Origin of the sequence: Rathayibacter sp. RFBD1, assembly GCF_002932915.1 — a bacterium.
Lineage (GTDB): Bacteria > Actinomycetota > Actinomycetes > Actinomycetales > Microbacteriaceae > Rathayibacter.
Genome location: NZ_PSWQ01000013.1, coordinates 1 through 19162, shown reverse-complemented (window position 1 = coordinate 19162; position 19162 = coordinate 1). Strand labels below are relative to the sequence as shown.

Genomic DNA, 19162 nt, shown 5'->3' with positions numbered 1-19162 from the left:
ATGCGGGGCCCCCGCCCCCGAACCCCTGACCCGAACAGGAGCGATGACATGGAGAAGTCCTGCGTCCGCCCCCTCGACCTGGACGACGCCGTCGCCCTCGTCGGCATCCTCGCCGCCCTCCAGGCCCTCCTCGACAGCGGCGGACTCCCCCCTGAGGAGGTCGAGGCCCTGCGCCACGGCCTCGAGCAGGGCGGCGCCCTCCTCCCCGGAAGCGACGAGAACGAGATCGCGACCGCTCTGGGTGGGCTGAACGCCCGCCTGCGTGGGACCATCGGGTGATCGCGCCGCGCTCGACGTTCCCGTAGCCTTCATCCGCGCTCGTGTCGACCCCGGAGACACGCTCCCCCGCCCACGGGTAGCGTCCGGTCCGGTCCCGCACTCCCACGGGGTCGCTGAACCCCGAGAGCCGGAGGAGATCCGATCGTGAACGGTGACCACTTCGTGCTCTCGACCGCGACGCCGTGGGACGACCGCACAGAGATCATCGGCGTGTACGCCTCCGAGGCGTGGGCCCGCGAGGCCGCCGCCGCATGGCTCGGCTCCCCGGACCGCGAGGCGTTCCCCCGGTGCGTCATCGAGGGCTGGAGCGGCGCGCACCTCCTCGGCCGCGAGGTCGTCGAGGCCCTCGGCGTCGACGACGAGGGCGGCGACGAGTCGCTGGGCGGCCCCCGCAGCCTCTGACCTGGCGGCCTAGCCGCCCCAGTGCGACGGGCGCTCGAAGTGCGACGGCAGCGTGGTCGCCGCATCCCCTCGGGCGCTGTTCACCTGCGCCTGGGTGAGGTAGACCGCCTCGGCGAGCCGCGCACCGGACACGTCAGCATCACGAAGGTCCACCCCGAGCAGGTCGCACCGCTGCAGATCCGCACCCCGCAGGTCCGCGGCGAGGAGGAGCGCGCCCCGCAGGTCCGCCCCCCGCAGGTCCGCGTTCCGGAGCGATGCGCCCGCCAGATCGGCACCCGGAGCGAGCCGACGGCCCCTCGACCGGCGGGCAGCCGGCGCCGCTCCTGCGCGAGCGGCCGCGCTCGCCGCGATCAGGAGCGGCCGGGACGCTCCGTACTCCGCGTCGACGTCGACCGCGACCACCTGCTCCGGCTCGCCGAGGGTGTGCGCGTGCACAGCGTCGAACCGCTCGCGCAGCTCATCGAGGAGCGGCGCGCCGACGCCGGGCAGCGCCAGAGCGGAGTCGAGGTACCAGAGCAGCTCGTGCAGGCGGCGCATCAGCGGGAACACCGCGAACATCCGCTCGCGCACGGCCGGGTCGGACCGCCAGGAGACGCCGCCGAACGTCTGCTGCGAGACCTTCTGGCCGGCGCCGAAGCAGTCGAAGACGGTGCAGCCGACGAAGCCCTGCGGCCGGAGCCGGCGGTGGATCGTGCACGCGTCCTCGCCGTCGAGGTTGACGCACGGGTCCCCGGCGCGCTTGTCGAACGGGAAGTCGGCGGAGCGGGCGAAGGCGAGGGCGACGCAGCACAGGCCGAAGCAGTTCGCGCAGTCGGCGCCGAGGTCCTCCCGGCGGCCGAGCTCGACCCTGGTGCGTGACGTCATCCGTCCGAGCCTACGCGCGGCGGCGCCTCCGGATCAGTGCGCGAGCGCGAGCACGCCGACGACCAGCACGCCGAGGCCCACGATCCCGAGCAGCGAGACGAGGCTCTCCTTCCAGGAGAGGCCCGCGCGAACGACGGCGATGAGGGCGATCCCCGCGAGCGTGGCGACGTAGACGCCCGCGCCGATCCGCAGCGCGACCGTCGCGTCGATCCAGCCCAGCGCCGCGGCACCGAGCGCGAGGACCGGGAGCGACGCCGAGGCGAGCGCCCCACCCGCGATCCGCAGCATCGTGCCCGACTCCGCTCGCGAGGGCGTCGCCGCGTGCACGACCTGGTGCGCGATCACCTCGGCGACGAAGCCCGCGGCCGAGATCCCGATGATCGAGATCACGAGGCTCTGGAGGGCGTGGACCGCGTCGGGGTGGTCGCCGACGAGGTAGATCATCACCACGGCCAGGCCCGTGAAGGTCGCGTAGACCCGCTCCTTGAGGGCGCGGGCGATCTCGTCGAGGGGGCGGCGGGTCCGCTCCGCCCACCGGCCGGCGCGGCCCGGGCGCAGGCGCACGGGCGTCATCCGGTCGGCGGGTGCGGTGCGGCCCTCGTCGGCCGCTCCGTCAGTAGGAGGCGGAGTCGACACGTGCCGCGGAGGAGTCGCCCGAGTGCCGCGCGGCGAGGTCGCCGAGGATGGTCGCGGAGCCGCTGGTGCCGAAGCGGGTGACGCCGAGGCCGCGGTAGGCGAGGAGCGTGTCGAGGTCGCGGACACCGCCGGACGCCTTCACCTGAACGGCCTCCGAGACGGCGCCGCGCATGAGGCGGAGGTCGTGCTCGTTCGCGCCTCCGCCCGCGAAGCCGGTGGCGGTCTTCACGAAGTCCGCGCCGGCGCGCTCGGCGGCCCGGCTGCCCTCGACGACCTGCTCGTCGTCGAGGAGGCTCGTCTCGAGGATGACCTTGACGACGTGGCCCTCGGCGGCCTCGACCACGGCGCGGACGTCGTCCTCGACGTCCTGGAGCAGGCCGCTCCGGAGGCGGCCGATGTTGACGACCATGTCGAGCTCGGACGCGCCGTCGGCGAGCGCCTGACGCGACTCCGCGACCTTCGCCGCGGTCGAGGTGGTGCCGTGGGGGAAGCCGATGACCGTGCCGACCAGGACGCCGGAGCCCTCGAGCCGAGCGACCGAGTGGGCGATGTCGGAGGGGCGGACGCAGACGCTGAACACGCCGGACTCGCGCGCCTCGTCGAGCTGGGCGTCGACCTCGGCACGGGTGAGCTCGGGCTTCAGGATCGCGTGGTCGATGAGCGCCGCGATCTCGGCGACGGTGGGCAGGCTGGAGTCGGTCATCCGCACATTTTACGTCCGCCGGCGGGACGACGAAGGCCCGCGATCCTTCGATCACGGGCCTTCGGTCGTTCACGCCGCTAGCGGCGCTCGGTCACCAGCTGGACTTGGTGATACCGGGCAGCTCGCCGCGGTGCGCCATGTCACGGAAGCGGACACGCGAGATGCCGAACTTCGTGAGGTTGCCGCGGGGGCGGCCGTCGACGGCGTCGCGCGAGCGGACGCGGACGGGCGAGGCGTTGCGGGGGAGCTTCTGGAGGCCGACGCGGGCGGCCTCACGGGTCTCGTCGGTCCCGGCCGGGTCGACCAGGGCCTTCTTCAGCTCGAGGCGCTTGGCGGCGTAGCGGTCGACGATCACCTTGCGCTGCTCGTTGCGGGCGATCTTGCTCTTCTTGGCCATACTTAGCGCTCCTCGCGGAAGTCGACGTGCTTGCGCACTACGGGGTCGTACTTCTTGAGCACGAGACGGTCGGGGTCGTTGCGGCGGTTCTTCTTGGTCACGTAGGTGTAACCGGTGCCGGCCGTCGAACGGAGCTTGATGATCGGACGGACGTCCTGCTGCTTGGCCATTAGATCTTCACCCCGCGAGCGAGAACATCCTTGACGACGGACTCGATGCCACGGGCGTCGATGACCTTGATGCCCTTGGCCGAGAGGGTCAGGGTGACGTTACGGCGAAGCGACGGCACGTAGTACGTCTTCTTCTGCACGTTCGGGTCGAAGCGGCGCTTGGTGCGCCGGTGCGAGTGCGAGATGGCGTGCCCGAAGCCGGGGACGGCTCCGGTCACCTGGCAGACTGCTGCCATGGTTTCCTCCATGTGTGGTTACCGTGGATCACGCGCGGCACGAAGCCCCGCCCGACCCACCCAAGGTCACTTGTCGGCGCACCGCCCGCCTGTCCGGCCGGAGCCGGAGCTCCTGCCCGGTGGGCAGCACGCAAGCGCGTGCAGATGCACGCAACCTCGCTAGACTACGCGACCCGGGCGGCGGCCGCAATAGGGTGGGGACGCCGCCCCGACGTGCACGGGGACTTCCTGGGAGGTTCCGGCAGAAGCGGCCTCCCGTACCCCCCGAGCAGGGCGTTCGTGTACCTTCCGCCTTCCTCGCGGGTCTACGACCGCCCTACTCTGAGCCGACCGCGGGCGCCCGCTCCCGGCAGCAGCCGGGAGTAGCAGCACATGCGCCAGTCCTTCCTCCGTTCCCTCGTCGCCGCGGCCGTGCTCGTAGCGGGCGCAGGACTCAGCGTCGTGGCCGCGCCGACCGCGTCGGCGGCGCCGGTCTTCAGCACCGCGTGCTTCATCTCCCCGAAGGTCTCGACGGTGTCGCAGTACACCGTTCCCGCGACCGGGGTCTCGACGGTCCGCGCCGTCCTCAGCGGCCAGAACGGCGGGAAGGGTGCGAGCGGCCTCGGGACGGGCAACGCCGGCGGACGCGGCTCCAGCCTCGTCGTGGAGGTGCCCGTCACACCCGGGCAGGTGCTGGAGATCGGGCGCCTCACCGGCGCCCCGGCCGGAGCGGCAGGCGCCACGCGCTACGTGAACGGCGGCGTCTACGCGGGCGACTCCGGCGGCGCGGGCGGCGACGCCCAGTACCTCAGCACGGCCGGCTCGGACGGCTGTCAGCACGCCCTCGCCGTGGCGGCGGGCGGCGGAGGCGGCGGCGGGCGGTCCTCGGTCGGCGGCGACGCCGACGCCGGCAGCGGCGCGAGGGGCGGCGGGAACGGCGGCAGGAACAACGCGGCCGACGGCGGCGGCGGCGGCGCGGCCGGGCAGAGCTCGGGCGGCTCGCCCGGCGCCCGCGGCTACAGCACGTTCGGCGAGTGCGCCGACGGCAACAACGGCCAGTGGGGCGTGTTCCTCAACGACGGCAAGGGCGCCGACGCCGGCGCCTCCCGCGGCGGCGGCGGCAACTGCTCGTTCCCCGGCCACAGCGGCGGCGGCGGCGGGGCCGGCTGGTGGTACGGCGGCGGCGGCGGATCGCCCTACGTGTTCGGCAGCATGAACGACACCCTCGGCGTCATGAACGACCCCGGCGCCGGCGGCGGCGGCTCGAGCTACGTGCACCCGAGCGTGACGAGGATCTCGCAGACGGCCGGCCCGACGGCGGCCGACCCCGTTGTCGCTCCGGTGTACGACACCGCCGTGACCGTGACGCGCACCCCCGACTTCTCGATGCTCGGGCAGGAGGTCACCGTCACCGCGAGGGTGACCATCCCGAGCCTGGGCCGGCCGGTGGCCGCCGGCGGCACGGTCGAGATCCTCACCGGCGCGGGCACCAGCAGGGTGACCCTCGACGCGGACGGCGTCGGCGTTCTGACCACGAGAGACATCCCGCAGGGCTGGAACGAGATCCGCGCGCACTACCCCGACACCATCACCCCCGCCGAGGCGGGACGAGGGAGCTGGTCGGCGCTCCCCGCTCTGCGCCACGAGGTGCGCGCGCGCGCCGCGGCACCCGTCATCACCCGGCAGCCCTCGGACATCGCGGGCGTCACCAACCAGATCTACACGCTGACGATGGGCGTGAGCGTCTCGGCCGTCTACGGCGGCATCCCCGCCGTGTCGTGGGAGAGGTCCACCGACGGCGGCGCCACGTGGAAGCCCGCCCTCGGCCGGGCGGGCGCCCGGGAGGACGGGACCGCGTTCCTCGAGGCCGGCCCCGATCCCACCGGCTCCTACCGCTACCGGGCGACCCTGACCACCTGCGGGGGCAGCGTCCGCAGCGAGCCGGCCACCGTGGCGGTGGGCGGCGTGCGCTTCGACCTGTCGACGCTCCCGCAGAAGGCGTACGGCGACTCCTTCGACGCGAGCCCCTACGCACAGGCCGTCGATGTGCCCGGCCGCTCGATCGTCCTGAGCAGCAGGACCGCCGAGACCTGCTCCGTCAGCGGCATGAGGGTGACCGTGCTCCACGCCGGCGTCTGCACGCTCGCGGCGAGGCTCGACGCGCTCGCTCCTCTGGGCTGGGCGGGCGAGCCCCTGCAGAGCTTCACGGCGAAGCCGAAGGCGCTCACGGTGACCGCCCCGACGGTCGACTACCCGCGAGGCGCGCCGTCCCCCGACCTGCGCTGCACGGCCGCCTTCGTCGGCACCGACACCTTCGGCGCCCCGCTCACGGCCGGCGTCTACCGGCCGATCGTCACGGCGGACGACGTCATCTACCGCTTGATCCCGAACTGGCCCACCTCCACCTTCACCACCTTCACCACGCGGTGCAGCGGCGCGAAGGTCAGCAGCGACTACACGATCGCGGGGTACAAGGACGGCGCGCTGCGCATCGTCGCGGCCGTCCCGATGGTGACCGCCTCCTCGCCCTCGTCGACCTACGGATCCACTCCCCCCGCGATCACCGCCTCCGTGACCGGCTCCCCCTCGGGGACGGTCTCCTGCGGCGCCTTCGCGGCGTCCGACACCGGATTCACGACGCCGCTGGCGCTCTCCGCGACGACCCCCGTCGGCCGCTACCCCACGCGCTGCTCCGGCCTGACGAACCCCTCGGGACAGCTGATCACCATCGACGGCGCGCTCACGATCTCGCCGGCGCCCCTCTCGGTGACCGCGTCGAGCCCCGGGACGCAGGCGCACGGCACCGCGACCGCCCCGACGGTCACCTGCACGGCCGACGGCTTCGCAGGAACCGACCGGTTCGTCACCGAGCCGACCGGCGCCTACTACACGGCGGACGGCACCGGGAAGGTGACGATCGGAGCGCGCACGCCTGTCGGCGACTACGTCACGCGGTGCGACGGAGGCGACGCGGGGCCGAACTACACCCTCCGGTCGATCCCCGGCACCTTCGCGCTGGCCGACCGCTCGGCCCCCGTCGTGACCGTGCCCGCCGCCGTCACGGCCGAGCCGGCCGACGTCTCCGGCGCCGTCGTCACCTTCGCGTCCTCCGCGCAGGACGCGGTCGACGGAGCCGTGGGCTCGACCTGCACGCCCGCCTCGGGAAGCGTCTTCCCGATCGGGGACACGACGGTCGACTGCACCGCGGACGACGAGGCCGGCAACACCGGCACGTCCTCGTTCCGGATCACGGTCCGGAAGTTCTCGCAGACGGTCGCCTTCACCTCCTCGCGGCCGACCGCGCCGACGGCGCTGGGCACCTTCACTCCGACGGCCACCGGCGGCGGCTCCGGGAGCCCCGTCTCGATCGGAGCGACCGGATCCTGCGCGATCGCCGACGGCGTCGTGACCTTCACCCGGAGCGGCACCTGCACCGTGACCGCCGACCAGGCCGGCGACGACCACTACACCGCGGGGCGCGCCTCCTTCGATCTCGAGGTCGCGAAGGCGTCGCAGACGCTGACGGTCGCGGTGCCGAGGACCGGCGTCCTGGAGTCGACCGGCGTCGCCACGGCGACCTCGAGCTCGGGACTGCCGGTGCTCGTCAGGACCTTCTTCGGCTGCACCGTCGCCCCCGACGCGACGGGTGCGCAGATCCTGACCTACACCGAGCCCTCGACCTGCGGCGTGCAGTTCGACCAGCCGGGCGACGACGTGTACGCGGCCGCCGACGGCCTGGTGCGCTTCGTCCCGATCTCGCGGATCCCCCAGACGGTCGTCGTCACCTCGACTCCGCCCGACCGGGTGTTCACCGACGACCGGTACACGGTCGAGGCGACCGGCGGCGGCTCGGGCAACCCGCTCGTGATCGCGGTGATCGAGAACGGCAACTGCACCATCGCGGACGACGTGGTGACGTTCTTCGGCGACGGCACCTGCACGGTGACGATCGACCAGGCCGCGGACGATCGGCACGACGCCGCTCCGCAGGTCCGGCAGGTCATCACGGTCGGGACTCCCGAGGGGAACCTCTCCTTCGGTAGCACCGCGCCCCCGCACGCGATGTCGCTCGAGACGTACCGGCCGACGATCGTGCCCGGCCCGTCGAAGGGCGTGCCCGTGCTCTCCGCGAGCCGAGACTGCTCGATCCTCCCGGACGGAGTGACCGTGCGGAACGACGGGGCCGGGCTCTGCGTGCTGTCCCTCGACCAGCCCGGAGACGGCTACTGGCCCGCGCGGCACGCCGAGCAGGAGTACTCGATCTACTTCCTCCCGCAGACGGTCCGGATCACGAGCGCGCCTCCGGTCGGCGCCGTCCTCGGGGACACGTACCGCCCCGTGATCGAGGGCGGCGCCTCGGGCATCGCTCCGTTCCTCCTCACCACCGCGTCGTGCTCGGCGAAGGACGGCGTGGTCACCTTCACCACGAAGGGCGTCTGCGGCGTCTTCGCCTACCAGAACGGCAACCGGCAGTACGACAGCGCCCGGCCCGCCGTGCAGGAGGTGGAGGTCGGCTACGCGCCCGGCTCCGTGGCGTTCACGACCGCCGTCCCGACCGACGCGGAGGTCGGCGGATCCTTCACTCCCGCCTTCACGCGCGGACCGTCCTCCGGCCCCTCGGTGCTCAGCGTCTCGGGCGCCTGCTCCGACGGCGAGAACGGCGCCGTCCGGTTCGACTCCGCGGGCACCTGCACGCTGACGGCGATCCACTACCGCGACGCCACCTACGGCACCGCGCGGGCGGTCCAGACCTTCGAGATCACCGCGATCGCGCAGACCGTCGCCTTCACCTCGACCGCGCCGTCGACGGCCACGTCCGGCGACACGCTCACTCCGACCGCGACGGGCGGCGCCTCCGGGCTCCCCGTGACGATCGGAGCGACCGGCGCCTGCACGCTCGCCGACGGCGTCGTCACCTTCGCCGGCAGCGGCACCTGCACCGTCACGGCGGACCAGGCGGGCGACGGGCGCTACGCGGCGGCGGCGCAGGCCTCGCAGACCGTCGCGGTCTCTCAGCTCGCGGGCACCGTCGCGTTCGGCGGCGATGCTCCGGCCGAGGCCCGGGTCGGGGGCTCCTCGACGGCCGCGGTCGTCGCCGGCCCCTCCAGCGCTCCCCCGGTGCTGACGGCCTCCGGCGCCTGCTCCGTCGGGCCCTTCCGACTGGTCTCCTACGACTCCGCCGGCACCTGCACGCTGACGCTGGACCAGGCGGGCGACACCCGCCACAGCGCAGCGCCGACGGCCGTGCGCAGCTTCGAGATCACCCGGACCTCGCAGACCGTGGCCTTCACCTCGCAGGCGCCGGACTCGGCGCTCGCCGGCGGCACCTACCGCCCGACCGCGACCGGCGGAGCCTCGGGGCGCCCCGTGGTGCTCGGCGCCTCCGGGTCCTGCACGCTCACCAACGGGGTCGTCGCCTTCACCGGATCGGGCACCTGCACGGTGACCGCCGACCAGACGGGCGACGCCCGGTACGACGCGGCGGAGCGGGCCTCGCAGGTGATCGCGGTCGGACTGCTCGCGGGCACCGTCTCCTTCGGCGGCAGCGCGCCGACCGGCGCGACGGTCGGCGGGACGACCACCCCGCGGATCATCGCCGGGCCCTCCACGGCGCGTCCGGTGCTGACCGCCTCCGGAGCATGCTCGGCGGCCGCGGGAGTGGTGTCCTACGACTCCGTCGGCACCTGCACGCTGACGCTCGACCAGGCGGGCGACTCGCGGTACGGCGCCGCTCCGCAGTCCGTCCGCACCTTCGCGATCGGCGCCCTCGGCCAGACGCTGGCGTTCGCCTCGCCGGTCCCCGACGCGGCGGTCGCGGGGGGCTCCTACACGCCCGTCGTGACGGCCGGCGCGTCGAGCGCCCCCGTGGTGCTCGGAGCGGCCGGGTCCTGCACGGTCGCGGACGGCGTCGTGACCTTCACCCGCTCCGGCACCTGCACGGTGACCGCGGACCAGGCCGGGGACGAGCGCCACTCGGCGGCTCCGCGGATCTCGCAGTCGGTGGAGGTCGGCACGGCGGCGGGAGCGGTGTCGTTCCGCGACGCCGCTCCGACGGACGCCCGGATCGGCGGCTCCTGGACCCCGTCGATCGTCCGCGGCCCGTCGAGCGCCGACCCGGTGCTCGACGCCTCCGACTCCTGCTCGCTGGGAGAGGACGGCACGGTGTCCTACGACTCCGTCGGCACCTGCACGCTGACGCTGGACCAGGCCGGCGACGACGCTCACGCGCCCGCGGAGCAGGTCGTCCGGACGTTCCCGATCGGCAAGGCGCTGCAGACGGTCGCCTTCACCTCCGCGGCTCCGAGCACGGCGACCGCGGGCGGCCGCTACACGCCGACCGCGGCGGGCGGCTCCTCCGGTCTGCCGGTCACGATCGGCGCCACGGGCGCGTGCTCGCTCGCGAGCGGCGTCGTGACCTTCAGCGGATCCGGCACCTGCACCGTCACCGCGGATCAGGCCGGCGACGCCTCGCACGACGCGGCTCCCCGGGCGACCCAGTCGATCGCGGTCACCGCGGTCGTCCCGCAGAAGAAGAAGGCGCAGAAGGTCGCCTTCTCGACCGCGATGCCGTCCTCGCCCGAGAAGGGGATCGCCTACCCGGTCGCGGCCACCGCCTCCTCGGGTCTGCCCGTGAAGCTGTACGCGAGCGGCAGCTGCACGCTGACCGCCACCGGCGCGGGCACGGCGACGGTGCGGCTGACGGGCGCGGCGAGCTGCACCGTCCGGGCCACGCAGGCGGGCGACTCCGCGTGGCTCGCCGCGACCTCGGTGACGCAGTCGCTGCAGGTGAAGTCCTCCACCCGCGCCGACCTGACGCTGACGCTGGCGCCGGCGCCGGGACTGGCGGCGACGGCCCCGCTCTCGGGCACGATCACCGTCCGGAACACCGGCACCCGGGACGCGGCGACGACGACCACCCGAGTCGTCGTCAGCGGAACGGTGGCGAGTGCGCCCGGCGCCGTGCAGACGAAGGGCTCGGCCGCGGGCACGACGGTCCTCACCTGGACCGCGCCGAGCGTCTCGGCCGGGCGGAGCACCACCTACTCGGTGACGCTCGTCGACCGGCCGGCCGCCACGACGATCGACGCCAGGGTGTCGACCGCCGCCGCCGATCCCACGCCGGCGAACAACGCGGTCAGGCGCACCTTCCGGTAGAGGCTGCGGGGAGGGAGGGGTGTCGCGCCGCGTTGCCCGCTCCCTCCCCGACCGCTACGGTCGCGGGGACGCTCCGGGGGACGGGGCTCGCGAGGGGGGCCCGTGGACCGGTTGAGGCGACGCGCGCTGCTGCTGGGGATCGCCTCCTCGGCGGTCGCGCTGACGGGGTGCACGCCCGCCCGGCCCGCTCCCGCGGCGCTCCCGCCGAGCACGGCGCCGGCGGCGGTGCTGCCGTCCGCCGCTCCGACCGCCGTCCCGACCCCTCCCCGCCCCGTGCCGACCACCACCGCCGCGGCGGCTCCGGTGCGGCGGAAGGCGCCGCTGCCCTCCGGCACGATCTCGGAGCTGCCCGGCGAGGGGAGCACGCTCGCCTGGACCGTCGACGACGGCGCCGACTCCGACGTGGTCGCCGCCTACGCGCAGTTCGCCCGGGACACCGGAACCCGGCTGACCTTCTTCCTCAACGGGAAGTACGACTCGTGGACCGTGAACGCGCCGCTGCTGGCTCCGCTCGTCGCCTCGGGGCAGGTGCAGCTCGCGAACCACACCTGGTCGCACGCCGACCTGACGAGCCTCTCGAGCGACGGCGTGCAGGAGGAGCTGGGCCGCAACGGCGACTTCATCCGCTCGACCTACGGGGTGGAGGCGGCGCCCTTCTACCGGCCGCCGTTCGGCTACACGGACGAGCGGAGCCGGGCCGCCGCGGCGGCGATCGGCTACACGGCGACGGTGCTCTGGTACGGCTCGCTCTCGGACTCCGGGCGGATCACGCCGGAGCAGGTGGTCGGCTTCGCGGACCAGTGGTTCCTGCCGCAGCACATCGTGATCGGGCACGCCAACTTCGATCCGGTGACGCAGGTCTACGCGCGGCTCGTCGACATCCTCCGCGAGCGCTCGCTCGAGACGGTGACCCTCCGCGACGTGTTCGCGGTCTGAGCGCCTCCCCGGCGGCGCGGGTCAGCGCAGCGCGCGTCAGCGCAGCGCAGGTCAGCGCGCGGGTCAGCGCAGCGCGGGTCAGCGGAGCGCGGCGCGCGCGGCGGCGGAGACGGCCGCGGCGACCGCGTCGAGGGCGGGCGTGTGCAGGGCCCACTGCTGCCAGTAGAGGGGGACGTCGACGGGGTCGCCGCCCAGCTCGACGAGGCCCTCGCCGCCGACCGGGGCCTGCAGCTCGGGCAGCATCCCCCACCCCATGCCCAGGCGCACGGCCCGCTCGAAGTCGGTCGACCCGGGGACGCGGTGCTGCGGCGGGCGGCCCTCGACGCCGGCGGCTCGGAGGAAGTCGTCCTGCAGGCGGTCCTTCTCGTCGAAGACGACCAGTGGAGCGCTCGCGAGGCCGGCCGTGCCCCCGTCCGGGAACCAGCGCTCGGCGAACGCAGGCGAGGCGATGGCGCGGTACCGCATCACTCCGAGCGGCGCGACGGTGCAGCCGAGCACCGCCTCCGACTCTCCGGTGACGGCCGCCAGCACGGTGCCGTCGCGGAGGAACGCGGTGGTGTGCGCCTGGTCCTCGCGGTGCAGCTCCACCACGACGTCGGGGACGGAGGCGAGCGCGGGCAGCACCCAGGTGGCCAGGGAGTCGGCGTTGACGGCGAGCGGGAGGACGACGGGGCCCGCCCCCTCCGCGTCCTCGCCGCCGAGCGAGCGGACGGCGTCGTCGGCGAGGAGCTCGATCTGGCGGGCGAGGCGGAGGAGCCCCGCACCGGCCTCGGTCGCGACGACCGGGCGCGAGCGCACCAGCAGGACGCGGCCTGCGGCGGTCTCGAGCGCCTTGATCCGCTGGCTGAGGGCGGAGGGGGTGATGTGCAGGGCCCGGGCGGCGGCGTCGAAGGAGCCGTACCGGACGGAGGCGGCGAGCGCGCGCAGGCGGGAGAGGTCGAGGTCGTCTGTCAGCATCAGTGCTGCTTACGGTACTGAAGGAGCATGAGCTGGTCTACAGATGCGCCCCGCCCTAGCGTCGGAGCGTGTCCCCCCTCCTCGCCGCCCTCTCCGGCCTCGGCTTCGGCCTCTCGCTCATCATCGCCATCGGCGCGCAGAACGCCTTCGTGCTCCGCCAGGGCCTCCGCCGCGAGCACGTGCCCGCCGTCGTCGCGATCTGCGCACTCTGCGACGCCGCGCTGATCGTGCTCGGGATCGCGGGGATCGGAGCGGTCCTGGAGTCGGCGCCGTGGCTGCTGGTGGTGATCCGCTGGGGCGGCATCGCCTTCCTCCTCGCCTACGCGGTGATGGCGGCGAGACGCGCACTGCGGCCGGGGACCCTCGACGGCGATCCGGCCGGCGCCTCGACGTCGCTCCGCACGGCGATCGGCACGTGCCTGGCGCTCACGCTGCTGAACCCGCACGTCTACCTCGACACGGTCGTGCTGCTCGGGTCGGTGGCGAACACGCACGGCGACGAGCACTGGTGGTTCGGGGCGGGGGCGGCGGCCGGGAGCGTGCTGTGGTTCACCGCTCTCGGCTTCGGGGCGCGCGCGCTGCGGCCGCTGTTCCGGAGCCGCGGGGCCTGGCGGATCCTCGACGCGGCCGTGGCGGTCGTGATGGTGGTGCTGGCGGTGTCGCTCGCGCTGCACTGAGGGCCTAGTGGTGCACTGCTTGTTCTACTAACATTGTGAACATGTTGTTCCGGGTCGACCACTCCGCGGCGGGCTCGCTCGCCGACCAGCTGGAGTCGCAGGTGCGCTCGGCCGTCGCCCGGGGCGAGCTCTCGGCGGGCGACCGCCTGCCGCCCGCCCGCGAGCTCGCCGACTCGCTCGGCATCAACATGCACACCGTGCTGCGCGCGTACGCCGCCCTGCGCGACGACGGGATCCTCCAGATGCGCCGGGGCCGCGGCGCGTGGATCACGGAGTCGGCCGGGCCCGGGCTCGTGCGCGTCACCGCCCTGGTCGACGAGCTGCTCGCGGAGGCCCGTCGCAGCGGCATCACCCCGGCGGAGCTCGTCCGCCTGATCGAGAGGACCGGATCATGACCGCCACCGCCGACCGCCACCGCGAGCTCCTCGCCGCCGCGTCCCTCCTGCTCCCCGCCGCCGGAGCGCTCGTCTCGCGCCTCGTCCTGGACGACGCTCTGCCCGCGGAGCTCGCCTCGCACTGGTCGGGCACCGGGGCGGCCGATGCGACCGCGTCGACGGGCGCCCTGCTCGCGATCGCCCTCGTGCTCTCCGGGCTCCCGGCCGTCGCGGGCGTCGTGGCGGCGGCCGTCGGGCGCGCCCCGCGGCTCCTGCTGGCGACCCTCGGCCTCGTCGCCGGGATGGGCGCCTCCGCCTGGGCGACCTCGGTCGGCACGACGCTCGCGGCCGGGCGCGCCGAGGGGGCGGAGCTCGGCGGGTGGCTGCTCGCGCTGCTCGGAGGGATGCTCTTCGCCGTCGTGCCCGCGCTGATCGCTCCGGGCACCCGGCGCGCCTCCCGCCTCGCCGCCGGCCGCCTGCCGCTGGCGGCGGAGGAGACCGGCGCCTGGTCGCAGACGCTGACGGGCCCGGTGTTCGCCGTCGCCGCGATCGCCACGGCGGCGGGCGCGGCCCTCTCCCTCGCGACGCTCGCCGCGGCGGGCGCCACCGGTCCGGCGATCGCGACGGCCGTCGTCCTCGGCGTCGTCGCGCTGGTGCTCCTCTCCTTCTCCCGCCTGAGGGTGACCGCCGACCGCCGCGGCCTCCGCGTCGTCACGACCGCCCTCGGCATCCCGCTGCGCCGCATCCCGCTCGACACCATCGCCTCGGCCGGCACGGCCCAGCTGCAGCCGTCGGAGTGGGGCGGCTGGGGGTACCGGGTGATGCCGGGCCGCTCGGCGGTCATCCTGCACGCCGGGCCGGGGCTGGTGGTGACGACGGACCGCTCGCGCGAGTTCGCGATCAGCCTCGACGACCCCGAGACCCCCGCGGCGCTGCTCGAGACCCTGCGCTCGCGGGCCTGAGGCGCCGACCCGTCAGTCGACCACGATCCGGACGAGCGTCGTGACGGCATCCACCGCGTTCACGTAGGAGTAGTGCCGCGAGGTCGGGAAGGCGAGGTGCCGTCCGGGCTCCAGCCGCACGGGCTCCTCGCCCTCCCGCTCCAGGAGGAGCGCGCCGGCGGTGACGAGCAGGATCTCGTGCCACCCCTCGGGGTCGGGCTGCGCGTCGTAGCGGTCCCCGGGGCCGAGCGTCCAGGTCCAGAGCTGGGCCTCCCGGCGCGCGGGGACGGAGGAGAGCAGGACGGCGACGCTCGCCTCGCCCGCTCCCCGCCAGGCGACCTGGTCGATCGCCGCGGGCGCGGATCCCGGGGCCGAGACGAGTGCCGTGAACGTGGTGCCGAGGGCGGTCGCGAGGCGGTCGACTCCGGTCAGCGAGATGTTGGCCTCGCCGGCCTCGGCCGCGACGATCGTCCGCCGGCTGATGCCCGAGCGCGCCGCCAGCGCGGACTGGCTCAGTCCGGCTCCGCGCCGCGCGAGACGGAGGTTGCCGCCCAGGTGGGCGAGGACGGGAGCCGACATGCGCACTATTCTGCACTGACAGGCCCCTGATGCCCTAGGATGTGCAGAATGATGCACATCTCGCCTCTCCGGGGCCTCCGCTTCACGCGTCCGGAGTGGGCGCTCATCGGCATCACCGCGATCTGGGGCGGGACCTTCCTCGCCGTTCACATCGCGATGGAGCACAGTGGGCCGCTGTTCTTCGTCGGGATGCGGTTCGTCATCGCGGGGCTGATCAGCGCGGTCGTGTTCCACCGGTCGCTCCGGGGGATGCGGCGGATCGACCTCGCGGCCGGCGTCGCGATCGGGGTGATGATCTTCGCGGGCTACGGCCTGCAGAGCTACGGGCTGCAGACGATCACGAGCAGCACCTCCGCGTTCCTGACCGCGCTGTACGTGCCGCTGGTGCCGCTGCTCCAGTGGGTCGTGTTCCGTCGCCGTCCGGGCGTGCTGACGCTGGTGGGCGTCGCGCTGGCGTTCGTCGGACTGCTCCTGATCGCGGGCCCGCAGCCGGGCGTCGCGCTCGGAGCGGGCGAGGTGGCGACGATCGTGAGCACGCTGCCGATCGCGGCCGAGATCATCCTGATCGGCCTCGTCGCCGGACGCGTCGACCTCGGCCGGGTGACCGTGGTGCAGCTGCTGGTCGCCGGCGCGCTCGGGTTCGCCTCGATGCCCCTCGCGGGCGAGGCGGTCCCGGCGTTCTCGGGGGCCTGGCTGATCCCCGCGCTCGCGCTCGGGGCGAGCAGCTGCCTGATCCAGCTGACGATGAACTGGGCTCAGCGCTCGGTCTCGCCGTCGCGCGCCACGATCATCTACTCCGCCGAGCCCGTCTGGGCCGGCCTGATCGGCCGCCTCGCCGGCGACCGGCTCCCCGCGCTCGCCCTGCTCGGGGCGGGGTTCATCGTCGCGGGCACGCTCGTCAGCGAGCTGAAGCCGAGCCGCGAGCCTACGCCGTCGACTCTCAGGTGACGGTGGGGAGGGCGGCTGAGGCGACGAGCGCGCCGCCGGCGTCGGTGATCTCGACGGCGGCGACGGACTCGCGCAGGACGGCCGCGTTCATCTCGCAGTCGAGCTCCGCGGAGCTGCCGAGGAAGGACCCGGACGGGAGCCGCTCGCCGGAGCCGGTGACCAGCACGAGGTCGTAGCTCTCGCCGAGGGCGAAGCCGGTCCCGCGGAGTATCGTCTCGGTACCCCAGGTGTGCGCGACCAGCGAGCCGTCGAGCGTCACGCCGGCAGTCCGCTCCTCGAAGGCGATCGCCTCGACGGCGCCGAGCGTCCCGGGCGGTCCCGCGACGGGGCGCTCCTCGGCGGACCGCAGGGCCGCTCCGGCGACGCCACCCACGACGAGGAGCGCGGCCGCCGCGGCGACGGCCAGGACGGCACGGAGGCGCGGGGCTCGGCGGCGCGGGGCACGTGCACTCTCCCCGCGCTCGGGCCGCTCCCCGGCGAGCGCCGCGACGCGCGACCGCAGCTCCGGCGACGGCTCCGCCTCCTCCCAGCGGCCCAGCGCGCCGAGCCGGTCGACCACGGCGCCGAACGACGCGAGCTCGCGGTCGATCGAGGGGTCGGCGGCGCGCAGGCTCTCGAACTCCCGCGCCTCCTCGGCGGAGAGGTCGCCGGCGAGGGCCGCGGCGAGAAGCTCCTCGCGGCGGCCGCCGGGCTCGTCTCCGGCGGGCTGGTCTCGGTCGGTCACGATCTCTCCTCGTCGGTGGGTCCGGCGCCCGCGAGGTGACCGCGGAGCGCTCGGAGAGCGTAGAAGGCGCGGCTGCGCAGGGTGGCGACCGGCACGCTCGTGGCGGCCGACAGCTCGGCGTAGGTCTCGCCGTTCACGTGGACGGCGACGACGACCTGCCGGTGCTCGGCGGAGAGCCGCGCGAGCGCCTCGGCGATCGCGAGCGGCTCGAGGGGGTCGCGGTCCTCCGCGGGCACCTCCTCCAGAACCTCGGCCTCGACCAGGCGCGGCAGGCGCTGCCGCGAGCGGTGCACGTCGATGACGACGTTGCGGGCGATGGCGAAGAGCCAGGTGCGGGTGCTGGCGCGCTCGGCGGAGTAGCTCGCCCGCGAGCGCCAGGCGCGCAGGAACGTCTCCTGCACGCAGTCCTCGGCGAGGCCGCGGTCGCGCAGTGCGTTGAGTGCGAAGCCGAGCAGGGCGGACCCGTGCTCGTCGAAGGCGGCGGCCGGGTCGAACCCCGCCGTCCGGGGCTCGAGGCGCACCACCGGAGCCGGGACCTCCGAGTGCTCGCGCGGCATCGCGGGCCCTTCGTCTCGTCGTGCCGTCGCCGTGCTCGCCACACCGCCTCCTCGTCCGGACCGGTGGTCCGTCGGAAGGGGGTACGGCCGCGGCGGCGGCAGCGTTCATCGGAGGCGAGGACCGTCTCCGTGAAGATCTTCTCAGATGGAGTGAACGCGGCGCCGCTTCCGGCCGTACTCCCTGCATCGGGCCCGCTCGGCGCTCGCGATCGAAAGGCTCCACCATGACGAAGACGTCCCCCGCGCGGAACCGCGCCGGCCGCCGCCTGCTCTCCCTGGGCGGCATCACCGCCGTCGCCGCCGCCTCCTTCTTCGCCGCCGCGCCGGCCCAGGCCGAGACCGAGGTCGCCGAGCCGTCCTCCTTCACCAGCGCCTTCACGGTGATGGCGACGCCCGACCAGGTCGTGAACGCCGACTCCGCCGCGACCCCCGGCCAGCCCGGCGCCACGGGCGAGATGACCTTCCGGGTCAACAGCGACCTCGACATCATCTGCTACGACGTCACCCTCACCGGCGTGACCGGCGACTACCAGAGCCCCGCGAAGACCGCGACGCACATCCACCAGGCGGCGCTGGGCAAGGCGGGCCCGCCGCGCATCGCGTTCCCGAACCCGGCGCCGGTCGGAGACGGCCCCCGCACCAGCAGCGGCTGCCTGCAGGGCCCCTTCACCACGGGCATCCAGGCGAACGGGGCCGACACCGGCGCCGGATTCACGCTGAAGGCCCTCGAGGCCGATCCCGCCGCCTTCGCGGGCGACTCCCACACGGCCTCGTATGCGGCTGGCGTCGTCCGCGGCCAGCTCTCGCAGGTGCCGGTCGGCGGCCTCCAGACCGGTGGCGGCGCGACCGCCGCCGGGAGCGACGCCACGGGCCCGTCCGGTCTCGCCGTGACGGCCGGCCTCGGAGCCGTCGCCGCCCTCGGCGCGGCCGGAGTGGTCGTCGCCCGCCGGCGCACCGCCTCCTGATCGTGGGCACCCGGTCGAGGAGCGGCGCGGCGGCACTGTGCGCCGTGCTGCTCCTCGCGGGGTGCGCCGCCGCGGACGGGAGCGGAGGAGCGGAGACGCCGGCGAGCGCGCCCGCGCCTCCGGCCCTCGCTACTGCTCCCCCGGTCACTCCTCCCCCGGTCCCCGCGCCCGACCCCGCCGCTGCGGCGCCCGCGCGCACCGTCGGCGTCGAGCCCGCCCGGCTGATCGTGCCCGCGATGGGCCTGGACGAGCCGCTGATCGCCCTGGGCATCCAGTCGGACGGGGCGATGGAGGTGCCGGTGGACTACGACGACGTCGGCTGGTTCTCGGGAGGCGGGCGCCCGGGCGGCAGCGGCCGCACCGTGATCGCGGCGCACGTCGACTCGCGGTCCGGTCCCGCGGTCTTCTTCCGCCTCGGCGAGCTCGCCCCGGGCGATGAGATCGCGGTGAGCGGAGTGGACGGCTCCGACCACCGCTACCGGGTGACGGCGGTCGAGTCCCACGCCAAGGCCGCGTTCCCCACCGCCCGCGTCTTCGGCGCGACCCTCGAGGAGGAGCTGATCCTCGTGACCTGCGGAGGCGAGTACGACGCGGCGATCGGCCGCTACCGGGACAACCTGGTGGTGTTCGCCTCCCCGCTCTGAGGCCCGGCACGGAGGGGGGCACGGAGGGGGGCACGGAGG

Annotated in this window: 20 protein-coding genes; 10 read left to right on the top strand and 10 right to left on the bottom strand. The window is 74.6% G+C overall.

Going from position 1 to position 19162, the window contains the following annotated elements; translation table 11 throughout:
* Nucleotides 1-48: 48 nt before the first annotated feature.
* Nucleotides 49-279, top strand: a complete 231-nt coding sequence (locus C5D50_RS06560; RefSeq protein ID WP_104225103.1) for a hypothetical protein — start codon at nt 49-51, stop codon at nt 277-279.
* 144 nt (nt 280-423) lie between these two features.
* Complete coding sequence (locus C5D50_RS06555; RefSeq protein WP_104225104.1) at nt 424-681, top strand: hypothetical protein; 258 nt, start codon at nt 424-426, stop codon at nt 679-681.
* A gap of 9 nt (nt 682-690) precedes the next feature.
* On the opposite strand, the gene C5D50_RS06550 is transcribed toward C5D50_RS06555, so the two are convergent.
* The 6 genes from C5D50_RS06550 to rpmB all read right to left on the bottom strand — a co-directional run bounded on the left by C5D50_RS06550 (nt 691) and on the right by rpmB (nt 3687).
* Nucleotides 691-1545 (bottom strand): pentapeptide repeat-containing protein, encoded by an 855-nt coding sequence (locus C5D50_RS06550; protein ID WP_104227349.1) that lies wholly within the window; start codon nt 1543-1545, stop codon nt 691-693.
* A 33-nt stretch (nt 1546-1578) separates the two neighbouring features.
* Nucleotides 1579-2181, bottom strand: coding sequence for a hypothetical protein (locus C5D50_RS06545; RefSeq protein ID WP_146076980.1), 603 nt, complete (start codon nt 2179-2181; stop codon nt 1579-1581).
* A complete protein-coding gene (gene deoC, locus C5D50_RS06540; RefSeq protein WP_181127788.1) occupies nt 2159-2884 on the bottom strand; it encodes a deoxyribose-phosphate aldolase in 726 nt (241 codons plus the stop codon). The genes C5D50_RS06545 and deoC overlap by 23 nt, the downstream gene beginning before the upstream one ends.
* A 91-nt stretch (nt 2885-2975) precedes the next feature.
* Nucleotides 2976-3281 carry a 30S ribosomal protein S14 gene (rpsN, locus tag C5D50_RS06535; protein ID WP_104225107.1) on the bottom strand — a complete coding sequence of 102 codons (306 nt, stop codon included), beginning with the start codon at nt 3279-3281 and terminating at the stop codon, nt 2976-2978.
* Nucleotides 3282-3283: 2 nt separating this feature from the next.
* The gene (gene rpmG / locus C5D50_RS06530; protein WP_027692168.1) at nt 3284-3451 is read right to left on the bottom strand and encodes a 50S ribosomal protein L33; all 168 of its coding nucleotides are present in this window, start codon (nt 3449-3451) and stop codon (nt 3284-3286) included.
* Entirely contained in the window at nt 3451-3687 is a 237-nt protein-coding gene (gene rpmB / locus C5D50_RS06525; RefSeq protein ID WP_056038148.1) for a 50S ribosomal protein L28, read from the bottom strand. The genes rpmG and rpmB overlap by 1 nt, the downstream gene beginning before the upstream one ends.
* Nucleotides 3688-4059: 372 nt before the next feature.
* Here rpmB and C5D50_RS06515 point away from each other — a divergent pair, with 372 nt between their 5' ends.
* Together C5D50_RS06515 and C5D50_RS06510 are read left to right on the top strand one after the other, a co-directional pair.
* Complete coding sequence (locus tag C5D50_RS06515) at nt 4060-10821, top strand: HYR domain-containing protein (RefSeq protein WP_146087921.1); 6762 nt, start codon at nt 4060-4062, stop codon at nt 10819-10821.
* A gap of 102 nt (nt 10822-10923) precedes the next feature.
* The gene (locus C5D50_RS06510) at nt 10924-11757 is read left to right on the top strand and encodes a polysaccharide deacetylase family protein (RefSeq protein WP_219812312.1); all 834 of its coding nucleotides are present in this window, start codon (nt 10924-10926) and stop codon (nt 11755-11757) included.
* Nucleotides 11758-11835: 78 nt separating this feature from the next.
* Here the strand turns inward: C5D50_RS06510 and C5D50_RS06505 are convergent, their stop codons facing one another.
* Nucleotides 11836-12714 carry a LysR family transcriptional regulator ArgP gene (locus C5D50_RS06505; RefSeq protein WP_104283095.1) on the bottom strand — a complete coding sequence of 293 codons (879 nt, stop codon included), beginning with the start codon at nt 12712-12714 and terminating at the stop codon, nt 11836-11838.
* 68 nt (nt 12715-12782) lie between these two features.
* On the opposite strand from C5D50_RS06505, the gene C5D50_RS06500 reads away from it, so the two are divergent.
* Genes C5D50_RS06500 through C5D50_RS06490 form a run of 3 tightly spaced genes read left to right on the top strand, consistent with a single transcriptional unit; the run spans nt 12783 to nt 14727 of the window.
* Entirely contained in the window at nt 12783-13391 is a 609-nt protein-coding gene (locus C5D50_RS06500; RefSeq protein ID WP_104283094.1) for a LysE/ArgO family amino acid transporter, read from the top strand.
* Nucleotides 13392-13432: 41 nt separating this feature from the next.
* Complete coding sequence (locus C5D50_RS06495) at nt 13433-13786, top strand: GntR family transcriptional regulator (protein WP_104225158.1); 354 nt, start codon at nt 13433-13435, stop codon at nt 13784-13786.
* A complete protein-coding gene (locus C5D50_RS06490) occupies nt 13783-14727 on the top strand; it encodes a hypothetical protein (protein ID WP_104283093.1) in 945 nt (314 codons plus the stop codon). The genes C5D50_RS06495 and C5D50_RS06490 overlap by 4 nt, the downstream gene beginning before the upstream one ends.
* Nucleotides 14728-14739: 12 nt before the next feature.
* Here the strand turns inward: C5D50_RS06490 and C5D50_RS06485 are convergent, their stop codons facing one another.
* Nucleotides 14740-15285 (bottom strand): helix-turn-helix domain-containing protein, encoded by a 546-nt coding sequence (locus C5D50_RS06485; RefSeq protein ID WP_104227343.1) that lies wholly within the window; start codon nt 15283-15285, stop codon nt 14740-14742.
* Between the two features lie 48 nt (nt 15286-15333).
* Between C5D50_RS06485 and C5D50_RS06480 the strand changes: the two genes are divergently transcribed.
* Nucleotides 15334-16233: a DMT family transporter gene (locus C5D50_RS06480; RefSeq protein WP_258069573.1), complete on the top strand. Its 900-nt coding sequence runs from the start codon at nt 15334-15336 to the stop codon at nt 16231-16233.
* On the opposite strand, the gene C5D50_RS06475 is transcribed toward C5D50_RS06480, so the two are convergent.
* Nucleotides 16226-16957, bottom strand: coding sequence for a hypothetical protein (locus C5D50_RS06475; RefSeq protein ID WP_104283091.1), 732 nt, complete (start codon nt 16955-16957; stop codon nt 16226-16228). The genes C5D50_RS06480 and C5D50_RS06475 overlap by 8 nt on opposite strands.
* Nucleotides 16954-17514 (bottom strand): sigma-70 family RNA polymerase sigma factor, encoded by a 561-nt coding sequence (locus tag C5D50_RS06470; RefSeq protein ID WP_104239560.1) that lies wholly within the window; start codon nt 17512-17514, stop codon nt 16954-16956. Before C5D50_RS06470 ends, C5D50_RS06475 begins: the two co-directional genes overlap by 4 nt.
* Before the next feature lie 224 nt (nt 17515-17738).
* Between C5D50_RS06470 and C5D50_RS06465 the strand changes: the two genes are divergently transcribed.
* Both C5D50_RS06465 and C5D50_RS16830 read left to right on the top strand, forming a co-directional pair.
* Nucleotides 17739-18479, top strand: a complete 741-nt coding sequence (locus tag C5D50_RS06465; RefSeq protein WP_104283090.1) for a CHRD domain-containing protein — start codon at nt 17739-17741, stop codon at nt 18477-18479.
* A gap of 2 nt (nt 18480-18481) precedes the next feature.
* The gene (locus C5D50_RS16830; RefSeq protein WP_181068421.1) at nt 18482-19123 is read left to right on the top strand and encodes a class F sortase; all 642 of its coding nucleotides are present in this window, start codon (nt 18482-18484) and stop codon (nt 19121-19123) included.
* Nucleotides 19124-19162: the final 39 nt, after the last annotated feature.